Annotated in this window: 11 protein-coding genes; 1 reads left to right on the top strand and 10 read right to left on the bottom strand. The window is 67.9% G+C overall.

What is annotated here, in order from left to right:
* Positions 1–14 precede the first annotated feature (14 nt).
* The 10 genes from BM397_RS09365 to BM397_RS09325 form a co-directional block, all read right to left on the bottom strand.
* Positions 15–518 (bottom strand): YdcF family protein, encoded by a 504-nt coding sequence (locus BM397_RS09365; protein ID WP_092423208.1) that lies wholly within the window; start codon positions 516–518, stop codon positions 15–17.
* A gap of 162 nt (positions 519–680) precedes the next feature.
* A complete protein-coding gene (locus BM397_RS09360; protein ID WP_092423206.1) occupies positions 681–1,754 on the bottom strand; it encodes a BMP family ABC transporter substrate-binding protein in 1,074 nt (357 codons plus the stop codon).
* Between the two features lie 93 nt (positions 1,755–1,847).
* Positions 1,848–2,756 carry an ABC transporter permease gene (locus BM397_RS09355; RefSeq protein WP_092423205.1) on the bottom strand — a complete coding sequence of 303 codons (909 nt, stop codon included), beginning with the start codon at positions 2,754–2,756 and terminating at the stop codon, positions 1,848–1,850.
* Positions 2,756–3,841, bottom strand: coding sequence for an ABC transporter permease (locus tag BM397_RS09350; protein ID WP_092423203.1), 1,086 nt, complete (start codon positions 3,839–3,841; stop codon positions 2,756–2,758). The genes BM397_RS09355 and BM397_RS09350 overlap by 1 nt, the downstream gene beginning before the upstream one ends.
* Positions 3,838–4,005: a hypothetical protein gene (locus BM397_RS29280; protein WP_176806570.1), complete on the bottom strand. Its 168-nt coding sequence runs from the start codon at positions 4,003–4,005 to the stop codon at positions 3,838–3,840. The genes BM397_RS09350 and BM397_RS29280 overlap by 4 nt, the downstream gene beginning before the upstream one ends.
* Entirely contained in the window at positions 3,992–5,512 is a 1,521-nt protein-coding gene (locus tag BM397_RS09345; RefSeq protein WP_092423201.1) for an ABC transporter ATP-binding protein, read from the bottom strand. The genes BM397_RS29280 and BM397_RS09345 overlap by 14 nt, the downstream gene beginning before the upstream one ends.
* The gene (xdhC, locus tag BM397_RS09340) at positions 5,482–6,429 is read right to left on the bottom strand and encodes a xanthine dehydrogenase accessory protein XdhC (protein ID WP_092423199.1); all 948 of its coding nucleotides are present in this window, start codon (positions 6,427–6,429) and stop codon (positions 5,482–5,484) included. Before xdhC ends, BM397_RS09345 begins: the two co-directional genes overlap by 31 nt.
* Positions 6,419–8,785 carry a xanthine dehydrogenase molybdopterin binding subunit gene (xdhB, locus tag BM397_RS09335; RefSeq protein WP_092423197.1) on the bottom strand — a complete coding sequence of 789 codons (2,367 nt, stop codon included), beginning with the start codon at positions 8,783–8,785 and terminating at the stop codon, positions 6,419–6,421. The genes xdhC and xdhB overlap by 11 nt, the downstream gene beginning before the upstream one ends.
* Entirely contained in the window at positions 8,782–10,158 is a 1,377-nt protein-coding gene (gene xdhA, locus BM397_RS09330; RefSeq protein ID WP_092423295.1) for a xanthine dehydrogenase small subunit, read from the bottom strand. The genes xdhB and xdhA overlap by 4 nt, the downstream gene beginning before the upstream one ends.
* A gap of 208 nt (positions 10,159–10,366) precedes the next feature.
* Positions 10,367–11,212: an alpha/beta hydrolase gene (locus BM397_RS09325; protein ID WP_176806569.1), complete on the bottom strand. Its 846-nt coding sequence runs from the start codon at positions 11,210–11,212 to the stop codon at positions 10,367–10,369.
* A gap of 226 nt (positions 11,213–11,438) precedes the next feature.
* Here BM397_RS09325 and dnaE point away from each other — a divergent pair, with 226 nt between their 5' ends.
* The gene (dnaE, locus tag BM397_RS09320; RefSeq protein ID WP_092423193.1) at positions 11,439–14,936 is read left to right on the top strand and encodes a DNA polymerase III subunit alpha; all 3,498 of its coding nucleotides are present in this window, start codon (positions 11,439–11,441) and stop codon (positions 14,934–14,936) included.
* Positions 14,937–15,011 lie beyond the last annotated feature (75 nt).

Raw genomic sequence — 15,011 nt, 5'->3', positions numbered from 1 at the left:
CAGCGCACCGCGGCTCAGCCACGCAGCCGCAAGGCGTACCAGAGGTAGGCAGGCACCTCGCGCAGCCCCGCCTTCACACGGTTGACCGACAGCGGCACCCGGGGCGAGTCGCTGCGCACTGACCCCAGCGCGCCCACGAGCCCGAGTCGCCGCGCCACCAGACGCGCCCGCGGGGCGTGAAATCCGTCCGTGACAACCACCACCTCCCCGGCCCCGATCCGCCGCAGCAACGGCAGCGAGAGCCGCAGGTTCTCCTCGGTGCTGGTCGAGCGCTCCTCCAGCATGAGCGCCGCCTCCGGCACGCCCGCCTCACGGCAAAGCCCCGCGATCACCGCCGCCTCCGAGGGGCCGTGCCGCCCGACGCCCCCCGAGGCAAGGATGACCGAGACCTCCCCTGCCCGCCAGAGCGCCGCCGCGTGCAGCGCCCGGCGCCGCAGTGTCGGCGAGGGCCGCCCGCCGCTCCAGACCGCCGCCCCCAGCACCAGCGCCACTCGTGGTCCGCCTTGCTGCGCCACCATTCCGCCCCTTCTTCTCTTTCCAAATACGCCCGCCGGAGGCAGACACGTGCGCTGCGCCCGGCGAATTCGTGGAACACTGAAGACCCTAACGCGGGCAAGCACTAAGAAAACGCCGCCGGGAGCCGGTCCCGGCGGCGCCTCGTTCGATACCCCGAATGGGGATCAGTTCGGGATCTCTGCCGTCAGACCTTCGACATAGAAGTCCATACCCGCCAGCACGCCGTCGTCGGCCACCTCGCCCTCGGCGAGCCAGGCCGAGCCGTCCTGCTTGTTGATCGGGCCGGTGAACGGGTGATAGGCGCCCGAGGCGATGTCGGCCTTCATCTGCTCGGCGGTTGCTTTCACGTCCTCCGGCACCGGGCCGGTGATCTCACCGATCCCGACCATGCCGTCACCGATGCCCTGCCAGCTGTTGTGGCTCTCCCAGGTGCCGTCGATGACCGCCTGGACGCGGTCGATGTAATAGGGGGCCCATTCGTCGATGATCGACGACAGCCGCGGCTCGGGCGCGTAGTCGTACATGTCCGCCGCCTGGCCGAAGCCATAGGCGCCGGCCTTCTCCAGCACCGACAGCGGCGCGGTGGAGTCGGTGTGGGCCAGAACCACGTCGACGCCCTGATCAAGCAGCGCCTGAGTGGCGTCCGCCTCTTTCGCCGGGTCGAACCAGGTCGACAGCCAGACCACCGACATCTCGACGTCCGGATTGGCCTTCTTGGCGTGCAGGAAGGACGAGTTGATGCCGCGGATCACTTCCGGGATCGGGAAGGAGCCGATGTAGCCGATCTTGTTCGACTTGGTCATCGCGCCGGCGAGGTAGCCGGTGATCGCCCGGCCCTCGTAGAAGCGCGCCGAATAGGCCGAGACGTTCTCGGCGGTTTTGTAGCCGGTGGCGTGCTCGAACTTCACGTCCGGGAACTTGGCGGCGACGTTGATCGTCGGGTCCATGTAACCAAAGGAGGTGGTGAAGATGAGGTCGGCCCCCGACAGCGCCATCTGGGTCAGCACGCGCTCGGCGTCGGCGCCCTCGGGCACGCTCTCCTGCTCGATCATCTCGATGGCGTCGCCGAAGTGCTCCTTCATCTTCACCGCCGCCTCGTGGTGGTGTTGCGACCATCCGCCGTCGTTCACCGGGCCGACGTAGACGAAGCCGATCTTCGGCACGTCCTGGGCGAAAGCCGGCGCGCCGGCGAGCGCCAGGCCCAGTGCGGCGGAGGCGAGAAGCGTTCTGCGTTTCATTGTTTTAAGTCTCCCTGTCTTCAAACTGTAGTCATACTGTTTTCGAGAATGTCCGGCAGGCGCCGGATGCGGTCAGCGCCCGGCCCGCGCGTGTCAGGCCGAGGCGTGGAACGACCGGCCCAGCGATCCGGGCGCGCCATGCACCCCGCGGGCCGAGATGATCACCAGCACGAGGATGGTGATCAGGTAGGGCGACATCGACAGCAATTCGACCGGCACATTGGCCCCGGCCGCCTGCAGGTTCAGCTGCAGCACCGTCACGCCGCCGAAGAGATAGGCGCCAATCAACACGCCGAGCGGCCGCCAGCTGGCAAAGACGACGATGGCCAGCGCGATCCAGCCCGCGCCCGCGGTCATCCCCTCGGTCCATTGCGGCACCCTCACGAGGCTGACGTAGGCGCCGCCGAGCCCCGCGCAGGCCCCGCCGAAGAAGATCGCCGCCATGCGCACGCGCACCACCTTGTAACCGAGCGCATGGGCGCTCTCGTGGTCCTCTCCCACCGCGCGCAGGATCAGCCCGGCGCGGGTGTATTTCAGGAAGGCCCAGACCGCCGCGACCAGCAGCAGGCTCACGTAGACCATGAAGTCATGGCGGAAGAACATCGGCCCGATCATCGGGATCTCGGCGAGGCCAGGGATCCACAGCTTGCCCAGACCCGGTGCCCGCACCCCCTCGAAGGAGGCGCCGACAAGGGCCGAGAGGCCCAGCCCCACCAGCGTCAGGCCAAGGCCCGTCGCCACCTGGTTCGACAGCAGGTACTGGGTCAGAAAGCCGAAGCTGAGCGACAGCACCGCCGCCCCCAGCGCCGCGGCAAGGAATCCGATCACCGGCGAGCCGCTGCTCACCGCCGCGGCAAAGCCAATCACCGCGCCGGTGATCATCATGCCCTCGACCCCGAGGTTCAGCACCCCGGCCTTTTCCACCACCATCTCGCCGATGGCCGCCAGCAGGATCGGCGTCGCCGAGACCATGATCGAGGCGACAAGAAGTACGGGATCCATCAGGCCAGCTCCCCCTTGGCAAAGCGGATGCGGTAATTGGTGAAGACGTCGGTGGCCAGCAGGAAGAACAGCAGCATCCCCTGGAACAACTGGATCGACGCGCCCGGCAGGCCGAGCATCAGCTGCGCCAGCTCGCCGCCGATATAGGTCAGCGCCATGAGCAGCCCCGCCAGCAGGATACCCACGGGGTGCAGCCGCCCGAGGAAGGCGACGATGATCGCGGTGAACCCGTAGCCGGAGTTGAAGTCGATGGTGATCTGCCCGGCCGGGCCGGTGACTTCGAAAAGCCCCGCCATGCCCGCCAGCGCCCCCGAGATGCCGAGACAGAGGATCACGATCCGCGCCGGGCTGACACCCGAGAAGCGCGCCGCCCGCGGCGCCTCGCCGGTGAGCCGGATATTGAAGCCCTGGATGTGCCGCGCCATCAGCACGTAGGCAGCGATCACCGCGATGAAGGCCGCGACCACGCCCCAGTGCATGCCGGTGTTTGCGACCAGCTCGTCGTTGAACACCGCCGGCCATTGCTTGAAGTTGCGCGAGCCGGGAAAGCCCATGCCCTCGGGGTTGCGCAGCCAGCTCGAGGAGGCCGAAGCGAGGATGTTTTCGGCGACATAGACCAGCATCAGCGACACGAGGATCTCGTTGGTGCCGAGCCTTGTCTTCAGCACCGCGGGGATCATTGCCCAGGCCCAGCCGCCAAGCGCGCCGGCGACCACCATCAGCGGGAACAGCAGCACGCTGTCAGAGGGGTAGAAGGCCAGCCCCACCGCGGCGCCGGTGACGGCCCCCATGATGTACTGCCCCTCGGCCCCGATGTTCCAGATGCCCGCCTTGAAGCCGATAGACAGGCCGATGGCGATGAGGATCAGCGGCCCCGCCTTCACCAGCAGCTGCGGCCGTGAATAGCCAGCGAACTGCGGGTGGAACAACGGGTCCCAAAAGATCGTGCGGATCGCCTCCAGCGGCGGCTTGCCGAGCAGCGCGAACATGATGCCCCCCACAACCATGGTCAGCACCACGGCCAGAAGCGGTGTCACGATGGTCCAGAGCCGCGACGGCTGCGGACGTTTCTCGAGGCGGATCATGCGGGGCCTCCCACCAGCGCCGCGCGGCCTGCGCCGTCACGCTGTGCGTATTTGAAAAGAGAAGAAGCGCAGGCGAAGGAGAGGCCTGTCGGCTTCTTCTCTTCGAAAATACGCATATCCGACATCTGCCAGGCGGCGCCGCGCCGGGGGTCAGCCATCGACATGGGCCACCTCCATGTCGTGCGCGCCGCCCATCATCAGGCCGATCTTCTCGATGTCGAGCTCGGCGACGGCGCGGGCGGGCGAGAGCCGGCCCTCGTTCAGCGCCGCGAAGCGGTCCGAGATCTCCATCAACTCATCGAGGTCCTGGGAGATGACGATGATCGCCGCGCCCTTGGCAGCCAGATCAAGCAGGGCCTGCCGGATCGCCGCGGCGGCGGCGGCATCGACGCCCCAGGTCGGCTGGTTGACGATGAAGACGTCGGGGCTTTGCAGGATCTCCCGCCCGACGACGAATTTCTGCAGGTTGCCGCCCGAAAGCGCCCGCGCCGCCGTGCCCGGGCCGGGCGTGCGCACGTCGAAGCGTTCGATGACCTTCTCCGCAAAGCTCTTCGATTTGCCCCAGTCGATGAAACCGCCTTGCACCAGCCCCTCGCGGCGCGCGGCGGTCAGCACGGCGTTCTCGGTCAGGCTCATGTTCGGCGCGGCGGCATGGCCGAGCCGTTCCTCGGGACCCGAGAGCAGCCCGGCGTCCCGGCGGCCGATGGGACCGATGCGGCTGACGTCCTGTCCCTTGAAGAAGATGGTGCCCGCAGGGGCCAGCCGCTCGCCCGAGAGCGCCATGAGCAGCTCGTCCTGGCCGTTGCCCGCGACCCCGCCGATGCCCAGCACCTCGCCGGCGCGGACCTCGAGCGAGACCTCGCGCAGCGGCGTGCCGAAGGCGCCCGGCGCGGGCAGCGACAACGTGTCGGTGCGCAGCAGTACCTCGCCCTTCTCCCCGGCGCGCGCCTCGGGAGTGCTGAAGCTCGATCCGACCATCAGCTCGGCCATCTGCCGGGCGGTGACCTCGCGCGGGGTGCAGGTGCCGACGTTCTTGCCCAGCCGCAGGATCGTCGCCTCGTCGCAGAGCGTGCGGATCTCCTCGAGCTTGTGCGATATGTAGAGGATCGAGGTGCCCTCGGAGCGCAGCTTGTTCAGCGTCTGAAAGAGGATCTCCACCTCCTGCGGGGTCAGCACCGAGGTCGGCTCGTCCATGATCAGCAGCCGCGGGTTCTGCAGCAGGCAGCGGATGATCTCGACCCGCTGGCGCTCGCCCGCCGAGAGCGTGCCGACGGTGCGCGTGGGGTCGAGCGGCAGGCCGTAGGTTTCCGAGACCTCGCGGATCTGCCGGGCGAGGTCGCGGGGTTTCGGCGGGTTCTCCATGCCGAGCGCCACGTTCTCGGCGACGTCCAGCGCCTCGAAGAGCGAGAAGTGCTGGAACACCATGGCGACGCCGGAGCGGCGCGCGTCCGACGGCTTGCCGGGCGCATAGGCCGCGCCGTCCAGCACCATCTCGCCGGCGTCGGGCTTCACCAGCCCGAAGATCATCTTCACCAGCGTCGACTTGCCCGCGCCGTTCTCGCCGAGCAGCGCGTGGATCTCGCCCTTGCCGATGTCGAAGGAGACATCGTCATTGGCCACGACACCGGGATAGGCCTTTGTCAGGCCCCTGATGCTGAGGAGTGTATCCACGCCGTCCCGTCCCCTTTTTTTTGCCCCAATAGCTGCCCAGCCACGCCGATGGCAATCGCCTGAGGGTGCCGTCCGTATGTTTTTTGACCAATTGGACAAGAAATGCGAGATATTTGAGCATCCGCATGCCCCAACGTCCGCAACCGGCTGCGGAAGCGTGCCCATTTGGTGTCTGACCCGATCAGCCCGGCAAAGGCGAAGCCGTGGCGCAAAAGCGCGTGGCACAGCGCGAGGTCGATTTCGTGGCTGTAGGTGAGGATGAGGTGCTCGGCCTCCTGCGGCGCGTGCGGCACCGCCCGCGCCGGATCGGCGGCGGGCAGCACGGTGACGCCCGGTGGCACCTCGTCTGGGAACCGCTCGGGCGCGGTGTCGACCCAGGTGATCGCCAGATCGGGCAGCGGTGCCATGACCTGCACCATGGCGCGGCCGACGTGGCCCGCGCCCCAGATCCAAAGCTGTCGCGCGGGGCGCGCCAGCGGCTCGACCATCCAGCCCTGCACCAGCTGCGGCTCTGGCAGACGACCCTGCCCCCGCGCCCGGTCGATCAGCCGTTGCACGGCGAGCGGGCGCTCGCCGGACCCGCGCGCGACGATCTCCTGCCCCTCCAGCGCCGCAACGCCCGCGGCGTCGAAAACCTCGGTCCAGAGCACCACGGCGCCGCCGCAGCATTGCCCGAGCCCCGGCCCCAGCGGGTGGCGGGTAAGGCCGGGTGCACTCAGCGCCTGCTCCACGGCCATGAGCTCCAGCGCGCCGCCGCCGATGGTGCCGCTCTGGCGCAGCCTGCCCGCCTCTTCCCAGACCAGCATGGCGCAGCCGACCTCTCGCGGGGCCGAACCCGAGACCTCGGCGATCACCACGCGGGCGACCCGTCCCTGCGCCGCCACCGCGGCCTTCAGCCCGGCGAGGTCAAACCCCATGGCGCAGCCTCCGCACGGCGGCGAGCACATTCTCGGGCGTCGCGGGGGCGACGAGGTCGGGATAGGCGTCGCCGCAGGAGGCCACCGCATCCGACAGCGCGAGAAAGGCAGAGATGCCCAGCATGAAGGGCGGCTCGCCGACCGCCTTGGAGCGGTAGATGGTCTCCTCGACATTGCGCCCGTCCCAGAGCGCCACGTTGAACACCTCGGGCCGGTCCGAGCAGGCGGGGATCTTGTAGGTCGAGGGCGCATGGGTGCGCAAAGCGCCCTTGTCGTCCCAGACCAGTTCCTCGGTAGTCAGCCAGCCTGCGCCCTGCACGTAGCCGCCCTCGATCTGTCCGATGTCCAGCGCCGGGTTCAGCGAGGCGCCGCAGTCGTGCAGGATGTCGGTGCGCAGGATCCGGTACTCGCCGGTCAGCGTGTCGACGACGACCTCGCTGACCGAGGCACCGTAGGCAAAGTAGAAGAACGGCCGCCCCTGCCCGCGGATACGGTCCCAGTCGACCTTGGGCGTCTTGTAATAGCCCGTCGACGACAGCGACACGCGGCCCTGGTAGCAGAGCACCGCCGCCTCCTCGAAGGGAATGTCGGTGCCGCCCACATGCACCCTGCCGCCCTCGAAACGGACGCTCTCGGGCAGATCCTGGTGCAGCTCGGCGAGGTGCGCGGCCATACGGTCGCGGATGGTGTCGCAGGCGGCCTTGACCGCCATGCCGTTGAGGTCGGAGCCGGAGGAGGCCGCGGTGGCAGAGGTGTTGGGCACCTTGCCGGTGTCTGTGGCGGTGATCTTCACCATCTCCAGCGGCACGCCGAAGCGCGCGGCGGCCACCTGCGCCACCTTCTGGAACAGACCCTGCCCCATCTCCGTGCCGCCATGGTTGAGCTGGATCGAGCCGTCCTGGTAGACGTGCACCAGCGCCCCGGCCTGGTTGAGGTGGGTCAGCGTGAAGGAGATGCCGAACTTCACCGGCGAGATCGCGAGACCCTTCTTCAGCGCCGGGTTCCTCTCGTTCCACGCGTCCACCGCCTTGCGACGCGCCGCGTAGTCGCTGGTCTCTTCCAGCTTCGCGGTCATCGCACCGAGGATGAAATCCTCGACCGGCTGGCCGTAGTGGGTCATCTGCGGGGCAGTGCCGCCCTCGATCTCCGCCATCGCGCCGCGCGAGGCCTGATCCTCCGCGTCGTCCTGCGCAAGACGTGTCCCCGCGGGGACAAGATCGGCGTAGTAGTTGCGGCGGCGCAGCGCCAGCGGATCGACCTTCAGGTGATGCGCCACATGATCCATCACCCGCTCGATGCCGAAGAGGCCCTGCGGCCCGCCGAAGCCGCGGTAGGCGGTGGCGCTCTGCATGTTGGTCTTCAGCCGGTGGCTCTCGACCCGCAGCGCCGGGATGTCATAGGCGTTGTCGGCGTGCAGCATGGCGCGGTCAGCCACGGCCAGAGACAGGTCCTGCGCCCAACCACAGCGGGTGTACTGCCGAAAGTCCACCGCCAGAAGGCGACCGCCCTTATCGAAACCCACGGTGTAGTCGATCCGGAAGTCGTGCCGCTTGCCGGTGATCATCATGTCGTCGTCGCGGTCGTAGCGCATCTTTGCCGGACGCCCGGTCGCGCTCGCCGCAACGGCGCAGGCGATGGCCAGCGCATTGCCCTGGCTCTCCTTGCCACCAAAGCCGCCACCCATGCGCCGCGTCTCGACCCGCACCGCGTGCATCGGCAGGTGCAGCGCATGGGCCACCTTGTGCTGAATCTCGGTGGGGTGCTGGGTGGAGCTGGCGACCACCAGATCGCCGTTCTCCTGCGGCATCACCAATGCCGCCTGCCCCTCGAGGTAGAAATGCTCCTGCCCGCCCATCTCGAGACTGCCCTCGAGCGTCATCGGCGCAGCCTTCAGCGCCTCGGCGGCATCGCCCTTCTCCCAGATGCGGGGGCCTTCCTCGAAGCGGCTGTCCGCTGCCAGCGCCTGCTCGATGGTGAGGATCGGCTCACGCTGCTCGTAGGTGATCTTCGCCAGCCGCGCCGCCTTGCGCGCGGCGAGATGACTGGTCGCGGCAACAAGGAAAATCTGCTGGCCGAGGTAGTGGATGGTGCCGTCCGAAAGCAGCGGCTCGTCGTGCAGCGAGGCCGAGCAGTCGCAATCCGAGGGCAGGTCCTTGGCCTCCCAGACCTTCACCACGCCGGGCGCGGCACGAACGGCCGAGAGGTCGATCGCGGTGATCTTGCCGGCGGCGATGGTCGACAGGCCGAAGGCGAGGTGCAGGCAGTCCGCCGGCACGGGGATGTCGTCAATGTAGCGGGCCTTGCCCGAGACATGCAGCGGGGCCGCGTCATGCGGCAGGGGCTTGGAGACGCTCATGCGCGCACCCCGCGCACGTCGGTGGCCACGCCGAGGTCGGCGATCAGGTAGCGGATCAGCATGTTGCGCGCAGCCTCGAGCCGGTAGCCGGCGCTGGCACGCATGTCGCTCATCGGCTGATAGTCCTTGTCGAACTCCCCCGAGGCCGCCATCACCGTGTCCTCGATCCAGGGCTTGCCGATCAGCGCCTGCTCCACATGGGTGGCGCGCTTGGGTGTTCCGGCCATACCACCAAAGGCGATGCGGGCCTCGGTCACCCGGTTGTTCTGGGTCACGATCCAGAAGGCGCCGCAGGCGGCGGAGATGTCCTGATCGAAGCGCTTGGAGAGCTTGTAGACCCGCAACCGGTCCGCCTTGCGCGGAATGGTCACCGCCTCGACGAACTCGCCGGGCTGCCGGTCCTGCTTGCCGTATTCGAGGAAGAAGTCCTCGATCGGCATCTCGCGCCGCGTGTCGCCCTTGCGCAGGTGCAGCGTCGCGCCCAGCGCGATGAGCGCCGGCGGGTTGTCCCCGATGGGCGAGCCGTTGGCGATATTGCCGCCAATGGTGGCCGCCGCCCGCACCTGCGCCGAGCCGTAGCGGCGCAGCATCTCGGCGTAGCTGGGGTAGTGTTCCTTCATTTGCGTCAGAACGCGGTCCATCGTGACACCTGCACCGATGCGGAGCGCATCCTCGGTGACCTCGATTTCCTGCAGGTCGGCGCAGCGGTTGAGGAAAATCACCTTGTCCAGTTCGCGCAGCTGCTTGGTCACCCAGAGGCCGACGTCGGTGGCCCCCGCCACAAGCGTGGCCTCGGGGGTTTCCTCGAAGAGACGCGCCAGCTCGTCGGCGGTCTCGGGGGCCGCGAGCTTGCCTGCGTCCGCGGAGATCCGCGACAACAGATCCTTCTCGGCGCTCATCCACTTTGGCACGGGCGCGCCCGTCGCAGCCTCGGCGGCGCGGACGATGGGCGCGTAGCCGGTGCAACGGCAGAGGTTGCCCGCCAGCGCGTCGTCGTGGCCGGTGTCGCCGTTGAGATGGGCCGTGGCCATGGAGACCACGAAGCCCGGCGTGCAGAAGCCGCATTGCGATCCATGGTGATCGACCATCGCCTGCTGCACCGGATGCGGCGTGCCGTCCGGGCCGGCGATACCCTCGACCGTGCGCAGCGCCTTGCCGTGCAGCTGAGGCAGGAAGAGGATGCAGGCGTTGACCGCCCGGCTGCCGCGCGCATCGGTGACCATCACCGTGCAGGCGCCGCAGTCGCCCTCGTTGCAGCCTTCCTTGGTGCCCCTGAGCCCGCGCTCCTCGCGCAGCCAGTCGAGCGCCGTGCGCGTGGGAGACACGTCGCGCAGCACCACACTTTCCCCGTTCAGAAGAAAGGAGATGTCCATGTTGATGACCCGCCGCCTTACCATTGAAGTTTCCCCGCTGCGCGCCCTCGATGCGGCGTAGAAGGCGCGCGGATTCTTATCTCTTTGCCCCAAGGCTAGGCGGGGGCTTTCGGCCTTGGCAAGAAGAATTTGCCCGTTTGTCAGGCACGCGCTGCCGAAGCGGCGCGAATTTGCGCATCAAATCGCGGGTGGCAGGCGGCTCGCCGGGTCATCGTGCCGCGAGAAAGCGCGCGAGCGCCTGCATCGCCGGGGCGATGTTCAGAAGGCCATTGTGGTCGCCCTGCTCAACGATCTCGAGCCGGGCGCTCGGCATCGCCTCGGCAAGGGCGCGGGCATCTTCGACCGGCACGGCAAAATCGTGACGGGCATGCACCACCAGCGTGTCGCCATGCCGGGCCGTCGCCACCTCTCGCCAGGGCGCCTCCGGACCATAGGGCGCGCAGAGACGGATCACGGTGGCCTCGAAAACGCTGCGGCAGCGCCCGGAGAGTCCGTATTGCGTCGCCCCGAGCCGCAGCAGCTTTGGCAGATCGATCGGCGTGGAGATGAAGGCGAGGCGCGGACAATCGAAGCCCTCGGCCAGCGCAAAGAGCAATCCACTGGCAGAGACGCAGTGCGCCGCCACGGCGTCATAGGGGCCATGTTCCGCACCGCAACGGTGGATCGCGGGCACGATCTCGGCCAGCCCGCAGCGCATTCGGCGCCGGCTCAAATGTCCGGGCAGGATCAGCAGGTCGACCGCCGCGCCCAGCCGGCGCAGCTCGCGCACCAGTCGGGCGAACTGCCGGACGTGGCCGTCATGCCCCGGCACCAGCAGCACCCGCGGGGCATCTGCCTGCTGCCCCGGGTGGCGCAGCACCGCCATGCCCGGCGCCAGCGGCAGCAGTTCGGCACCGCCGCGGGTCGCCTGCGCCGGATCGAGATGCGAGGCGGGGCTGAGGTAGCGATGCGCCAGCAGCCGGCCGGTCGTGCCCGGCAGCAGCCGCGCGGCGAGATGCAGGATGCGGCGGCGCACACCCGGCGCGCCGCTTCCGGCCGACAAAACTTCTGCCATGCGCTCGCCCTGCCACTCGTTCCGCATCCACATCACCATCGTTCGTTCACGCACAGCCCCCTCGGGCGTGAGGTTTGCGTTATCAGTACTCCGACGACAAATCACATTCGGCCAGAATGCGCGCTTCTTCGCGGCACAACGGCAGCGAGGCCACACCCCGCGCAGCCCCAGGGCACGACCGACGCGGGGGCTTTCGCCCCCCGGCGCGCCGCAATACTCTGGCGCCATGAGCGATCCCCGATTCATCCACCTCCGCGTCCATACCGAATATTCCCTGCTCGAAGGCGCCGTGCGGCTGAAAAAGCTGCCCGGGCTCTGCGAGGCCATGGAAATGCCCGCCGTCGCGGTGACGGACACCAACAACCTCTTCGCGGCGCTGGAATTTTCGGTGTCCGCCAGCGGTGCCGGGGTACAGCCGATCATTGGCTGCCAAGTCGACCTGCTCTACGTCGAGCCGGTGCCGGGCGAAAAGCCCAAGGCGCCTGCCCCGATCGTGCTGCTGGCGCAGAACGAGCAGGGCTACGAGAACCTGATGAAGCTCAACTCCTGCCTCTACCTGCGCGGTGACGGGCAGGAGGCGCATGTTACGCTCGAGGAGCTCGAGACCTACGGCGCGGGGCTGATCTGCCTGTCGGGCGGTCCGGACGGGCCGGTGGGGCGGCACCTGCGCGAAAACCACCGCGCCGCGGCGCAGACCCTGCTGACCCGGCTGCACCAGATCTACGACGACCGGCTCTACGTCGAGCTGCAGCGCCACCCGGGCGAGAACGGGCTGCCGCCCGAGGAACGCATTGCCGAGCGCGGCCATGTGGAGATGGCCTATGAGATGGGCCTGCCGCTGGTCGCCACCAACGACGTCTATTTCCCCAAGGCCGAGATGTACGAGGCGCATGACGCGCTGATCTGTATTTCCGAGGGGGCCTATGTCGACCAGCAGGAGCCGCGCCGCCGGCTGACGGCGCAGCACTACCTCAAGAGCCCGCAGGAGATGGCGACGCTCTTCGCCGACCTGCCCGAGGCCATCGAGAACACCGTCGAGATCGCCCGGCGCTGCGCCTTCATGGCCTATCGCCGCGATCCGATCCTGCCAAAATTCGCCGACGACGAGGTCGAGGAACTACGGCGGCAGGCCAACGAGGGGCTTCAGGCGCGGCTTGCGGTGATCCCGCATGCGGTCTCGGTCGAGGAGTACCAGAAGCGGCTCGATTTCGAGCTTGGCATCATCGAGGGCATGGGCTTTCCCGGCTACTTCCTGATCGTTGCCGACTTCATCAAGTGGTCGAAGGACAACGACATTCCCATCGGTCCGGGCCGGGGCTCGGGCGCGGGCTCGCTGGTCGCCTATGCGCTGACCATCACCGACCTCGACCCCCTGCGCTACTCGCTGCTGTTTGAGCGCTTCCTCAACCCCGAACGTGTGTCGATGCCCGACTTCGACATCGACTTCTGCATGGACCGGCGCGAGGAAACGATCCGCTACGTGCAGGAGAAGTACGGGCGCGACAAGGTCGGCCAGATCATCACCTTCGGCGCGCTGCTGTCCAAGGCTGCCGTGCGCGACGTCGGCCGGGTGCTGCAGATGCCTTATGGCCAGGTCGACCGGCTGTCGAAGATGATCCCGGTCGAGGGGGTCAAACCCGTCTCCATCGAGAAGGCGCTTCAGGACGAGCCGCGGCTGCGCGAGGAAGCCCGCAATGAGGAGGTCGTCGACCGGCTGCTGACCTACGGACAGCAGGTCGAGGGGCTGCTGCGGAACGCCTCGACCCACGCCGCGGGCGTGGTGATCGGCGACCGGCCGCTGGATCAGCTGGTGCCGCTCTACCAGGATCCGCGCTCGGACATGCCCGCCACCCAGTTCAACATGAAATGGGTGGAGCAGGCGGGGCTGGTGAAGTTCGACTTCCTCGGCCTGAAGACGCTGACGGTGATCCAGAACGCGGTGAACCTGATCCTGAAGTCGGGCCGCCCGATCCATGTCGCCGCCGATGGCACCCAGCTCTATGACCCGCCGGAGGGCGCCGAGAACCAGATGAACCTCATCCCGCTGGATGACGGCAAGACCTACGAGCTCTACTCCGCTGCCAAGACGGTGGCGGTGTTCCAGGTGGAAAGCTCGGGCATGATGGATGCCCTGAAGCGAATGAAACCCACCTGCATCGAGGACATCGTGGCGCTGGTGGCGCTCTACCGTCCCGGCCCGATGGAGAACATCCCGGTCTATTGCGAGGTCAAGAACGGCCTGCGCGAGATCACCTCGGTGCACCCGTCGATCGACCACATCCTTGCCGAGACGCAGGGCATCATCGTCTACCAGGAACAGGTGATGCAGATCGCGCAGGAGATGGCGGGCTACTCGCTCGGCGGCGCCGACCTGCTGCGCCGCGCCATGGGCAAGAAGATCAAGGAGGCGATGGACGCCGAGCGTCCGAAGTTCGAGAAGGGCGCGGCCGAGAACGGCGTCGACAAGAAGAAGGCCACAGAGGTCTTCGACCTTCTGGAGAAATTCGCCAACTACGGCTTCAACAAATCGCACGCGGCGGCCTATGCGGTGGTGTCCTACCAGACCGCCTGGCTGAAGGCGAACCATCCGGTGGAGTTCATGGCGGGCGTCATGAACTGCGATATCCACCTCACCGACAAGCTCGCCGTCTATTTCGACGAGATGAAGAACGGGCTGAAGCTGCCCTATGTACCGCCCTGCATCAACCGCTCGCAGGCCACATTCGACGTGGTGGAGGGCGAGCTGGTCTACGCGCTTGGCGCCTTGAAGAACGTCGGTCTCGACGCCATGCGGCTGGTGGTCGAGGGGCGCGGCGACACGCCCTTCACCACGCTCTTCGACGTGGCGCGGCGGGTGGACCTCAAGCGCGTCGGCAAGCGCCCGATGGAGATGATGGCACGCGCGGGGGTCTTCGACCAGCTCGACAAGAACCGCCGCCGGGTGTTCGACAGCCTCGATGCGCTGGTCGCCTATTCCGCCGCGATCCACGAGCAGAAGGCCAGCGCTCAGGTCTCGCTCTTCGGCGAGGCCGGGGACGACCTGCCCGAGCCGCGCCTTTCGCCGGTGCCCGACTGGCTGCCCGCCGAACGGCTGTCGGAAGAGTTCAAGGCCATCGGCTTCTACCTCTCTGGCCACCCGCTCGACGATTACATGCCCGCGTTGAAGCGGCGCGACGTGATGACCCTCGAGGAAGCAACCAACAAGGCGCGCGGCGGCCCCTGCATCGCCAAGCTGGCAGGCGTCGTCGCCGGGCGGCAGGAGCGCAAGTCGGCCAAGGGCAACCGCTTTGCCTTCGCTCAGCTCTCGGACCCCACCGGCGCCTACGAGGTCACGCTCTTCTCCGAGACGCTGGAGAAAAGCCGCGAGTTCCTCGAGACCGGCTCGAAGGTGGTGATCACTGTCGAAGCCACCATGGAAAGCGACCAGCTCAAGCTGCTGGCGCGCTCGATGGGGCCGGTCGAGCAGGTGGTCGCGGGCGCCGGAGCGACCGGGCTGAAGATCTGGATCGAGGGGGCGAGCGCGATCAACCAGATCGCCTCGGTGCTCAGCCGCGCCGCCGAGCAGATGCCCAAGGCCGGGCGCGGGCCGGTGCGGCTCTGCCTTGCCGACCACGGGCTGCCCGGCGAGGTCGAGATGGACCTGCAGCAGGAATTCCCGGTGACGCCGGAGATCAAGGGCGCGGTGAAATCGCTGGGCGGGGTTCTGGCGGTCGAGGACTTCTGAGCGGCCCTCCGCCGGAAGTCCCCGCCCTGACAAGGGCTTGTGGATTCGGGTCGGGCAAAAGGTTACACGAAGATT

This window comes from Alloyangia pacifica (assembly GCF_900116195.1).
Lineage (GTDB): Bacteria > Pseudomonadota > Alphaproteobacteria > Rhodobacterales > Rhodobacteraceae > Salipiger > Salipiger pacificus.
Note: the sequence above shows the minus strand (reverse complement) of the source record. Positions and strands in the feature narration are given on the sequence as shown.

What these genes read in the sequence shown, in the direction of transcription:
- BM397_RS09365 (WP_092423208.1), bottom strand. Translation starts at nt 518, where the DNA reads ATGGTGGCGCAGCAAGGCGGACCACGAGTGGCGCTGGTGCTGGGGGCG.
- BM397_RS09360 (WP_092423206.1), bottom strand. Translation starts at nt 1,754, where the DNA reads ATGAAACGCAGAACGCTTCTCGCCTCCGCCGCACTGGGCCTGGCGCTC.
- BM397_RS09355 (WP_092423205.1), bottom strand. Translation starts at nt 2,756, where the DNA reads ATGGATCCCGTACTTCTTGTCGCCTCGATCATGGTCTCGGCGACGCCG.
- BM397_RS09350 (WP_092423203.1), bottom strand. Translation starts at nt 3,841, where the DNA reads ATGATCCGCCTCGAGAAACGTCCGCAGCCGTCGCGGCTCTGGACCATC.
- BM397_RS29280 (WP_176806570.1), bottom strand. Translation starts at nt 4,005, where the DNA reads ATGTCGATGGCTGACCCCCGGCGCGGCGCCGCCTGGCAGATGTCGGAT.
- xdhC (WP_092423199.1), bottom strand. Translation starts at nt 6,429, where the DNA reads ATGGGGTTTGACCTCGCCGGGCTGAAGGCCGCGGTGGCGGCGCAGGGA.
- xdhB (WP_092423197.1), bottom strand. Translation starts at nt 8,785, where the DNA reads ATGAGCGTCTCCAAGCCCCTGCCGCATGACGCGGCCCCGCTGCATGTC.
- xdhA (WP_092423295.1), bottom strand. Translation starts at nt 10,158, where the DNA reads ATGGACATCTCCTTTCTTCTGAACGGGGAAAGTGTGGTGCTGCGCGAC.
- BM397_RS09325 (WP_176806569.1), bottom strand. Translation starts at nt 11,212, where the DNA reads ATGGCAGAAGTTTTGTCGGCCGGAAGCGGCGCGCCGGGTGTGCGCCGC.
- dnaE (WP_092423193.1), top strand. Translation starts at nt 11,439, where the DNA reads ATGAGCGATCCCCGATTCATCCACCTCCGCGTCCATACCGAATATTCC.